This window comes from Staphylococcus sp. GDY8P57P (assembly GCF_017892585.1).
GTDB classification, from domain to species: domain Bacteria; phylum Bacillota; class Bacilli; order Staphylococcales; family Staphylococcaceae; genus Staphylococcus; species Staphylococcus borealis.
Map to the genome: position 1 here is coordinate 1 of NZ_JAESLK010000053.1, position 2,912 is coordinate 2,912.

Sequence of the window (2,912 nt, forward strand, 5' to 3'; positions counted from 1 at the left end):
CAGGAGTCTGGACTTGACTCATTTTTAGAATACCATAAACATCTTCAAGTATATATTTCATTAACTTACATTTGTATTTAGGGAGAATAAAAAATCCTCCCAATTATTATTGGAAGGATTATCTATTCATTTATACTAAATAAGAGTTTTTTGTCATTCGACAAACAAAACATCTAGTTAAACTGATTTAAAAAAAATGGATGACTAATCCTATATCTTAGTACTTTGAAACTTATTCATTTCAAATTAGAAGAATACAGATTAGTTAATTATCTTTCACCCAGTAGTCCATTCATATTTGAAGAAAATACTAGCATAATTGAGTTATCAAAATAATATTAATTGCATTAATATTATTTAAAAATTCACCTTATTATATCAGCTATATACCTTGTTCAATACTATTGGCTATTTTGATAATTACCATATAATTGACCACAAGCAGCGTCAATATCAATCCCAAATTGACTTCTAATTGTGACATGGATACCAGCAGACTTCAAAACTTTGTAAAAGGCTTCTACCTGCCCTTCGTTTGCTTCTCCATACATCTCAGGTGCACTTATTGTAGGATTGTATCGTATCAAATTTACATGATATAACTTCCCTGATTTATAGCGACTTTTAAGAAGGCTAACAACTTCGTTTGCATGCTCAAGAGAATCATTTACACCAGGCAACATGATATAAGCTATATATACTTTCCTTGAAGTTAATCTTATATGTTCATCGAGTATATTCATTACCTCATCTATTGGGTATCTATCATTTATTGGCATCAATTTGCTGCGTTCCTCACTATAAGGTGAGTGTAATGAAAATGTAAGATTTACTTGAGGATATTCCTGGGTTATTTTTTTGATACTAGGTATAATACCAATCGTTGATATAGAAAGTCTACGAGGACTTAATGCAAATAAATTAGGATCCGTAAACGAATCAAGAGCATCAAATACTTGACGGTTGGCTAGAGCTTCACCCATTCCCATAAAAGAAATGCTATCAATTTGATGACCTAATAAATGGAAGTATAAAACTTGATCTGTTATCTCATCTACAGTTAGGTTTTTTTTCAATCCAATGTCGCCTGTAGCACAAAATTTACACCCAAAATTACATCCGCATTGTGATGATATACAAAATGACTCCCAACCTGCTTTATACTTCATGTTTACCGTTTCTACTCTCTCATTCTTTGATACTTCAAAAAGCACTTTCGTAACTTGCTCTGAATTTTGCTCTGCTAAGAGCTTGATATTCAAAACTGTTTCTCCAAAATTATTTATTAAATCCTCCCTAAGTAATTTTGGAAGAACCTTCATATCCTCAAATCGACTAATTCTTTGTTTAAAAATCGCATTGGTTATTTGTTTTATTCTATAATCAGGCTCATTATTACTTCTTAAAAATTCCTGTATTTTACCATACTTTGTTTTATTATTAAAATTCATTTCTTTCATCCTTTCACAATTTGCTCTAGTGGTAATTAGAATAATTGGAAAGGAGTAGCAGTCCCTAAGAATCAATTTCTTTTTGCACACGTTGAGTTGTCAATTTAAGTGCAACAACTCAGAATTTAAAATTTCATAAGATGTTTTCCAATTAAGACACTTTCTAGGACGATGGTTTATAGACTTTAAAGCATAATCCAACTCTTCTTGTGTTACCTTTGCAAAGTCTGTTTTCTTAGGGAAAAATTCTCTAAGTAATCCATTAGAATTTTCATTAGTTCCACGCTGCCAAGCAGAATATGGATCAGCAAAATAGATATCGACCTCAAATTGAGATTCAATATTTTTGTAACATGAAAACTCTTTACCACGATCTACAGTAATCGTTTTTACAGCATTGTTAGGCAAAGATGAAATAAGTTGTTTTATAGCTACTTCCATTGATTTAGAAGAACGATCAGGCATTAGAAAACAAATATAATAGCGAGATTTTCTTTCTGCGAAAGTAGCCAAACAGCCTTTACTTTTCTCTCTGCTTGAAACAACTGTATCTGCCTCCCAGTGGCCAAAAGAATTACGTTTTTTGATATTCTTAGGACGTTGGGATATCGGTTTGCCAACATTGAAACGTCCTCGGGTTTCTGTAGGTCGTTGTCTTTTGCCTTTTTGTCTTAAATAAGGAAACAAATCTAAACCAAATGAATTAGCATTAATCCATCGGTAAATTGTTTTAAAGCATATGTTGTTTTGAAGTAATCTGCCAACTATTTGTTCAGGTGACCAACGTAATTTTAGATGATGGATAATTGTGTTGATCAGTTCATTTGTTAATTTGGAAGGACGACCACAATTCTTTTTTCGAGTTTCATAATTAGTTTGAGCTGTTTCAGCAACATAATTATGATTGAATTTATTTCTTTTAATTTCGCGAGAAATGGTAGAAACCGAACGGTTTAATCGTTTGGCAATAGCTCTTAAAGAATAATTTTCTTTCCTAAGAATCTCTATACTTGCACGCTCAGTTATTGTAAGATGAATGTAGCTCATATTGGCACCCCTTGTATGTGTTTTTGTGGTTATTAACATCTTACAATAAAGTGCCAATCATGGGCCTTTTTTTTGAAATTTTATTAGTGTTGCACTTAATATTACAATTCGTCACACAAAAAAAACACAGATAAAAATTACCGGTGCCGAAAGTCAAAACATACAAATATGCATATTTCACTACATAAAACAAGTATGTTGATGATCTTGTTTTAAACTTATCCATAGTAGAGGCAAAGCTCCGGCAACTGTTTTTATATCATTGTTTAGTTTAAAAAAGGACAGACTACTCCCTTTAATAGCTAAAATAGCTATTACCTCCTTTCACTAATTAATATACTTAGCCTGTACTGTAACATTTTAATATTCAAATGTAAATATTAAAGTTAGCAACGATAAAGTCCGTATAATTGT

The 2,912-nt window shown here is 31.5% G+C and carries 2 protein-coding genes; both read right to left on the reverse strand.

Annotated elements, in window-relative coordinates; all coding sequences use genetic code 11:
- Positions 1-401: 401 nt before the first annotated feature.
- A complete protein-coding gene (gene cfr, locus KA878_RS13170) occupies positions 402-1,451 on the reverse strand; it encodes a 23S rRNA (adenine(2503)-C(8))-methyltransferase Cfr (protein WP_001010505.1) in 1,050 nt (349 codons plus the stop codon).
- 99 nt (positions 1,452-1,550) lie between these two features.
- Positions 1,551-2,498, reverse strand: coding sequence for an IS30 family transposase (locus tag KA878_RS13175; RefSeq protein WP_193839788.1), 948 nt, complete (start codon positions 2,496-2,498; stop codon positions 1,551-1,553).
- Between the last annotated feature and the right edge of the window lie 414 nt (positions 2,499-2,912).

Bases quoted from the DNA above. Each gene is read 5' to 3' on its own strand.
- cfr (WP_001010505.1), bottom strand. From the start codon at position 1,451: ATGAATTTTAATAATAAAACAAAGTATGGTAAAATACAGGAATTTTTA.
- KA878_RS13175 (WP_193839788.1), bottom strand. From the start codon at position 2,498: ATGAGCTACATTCATCTTACAATAACTGAGCGTGCAAGTATAGAGATT.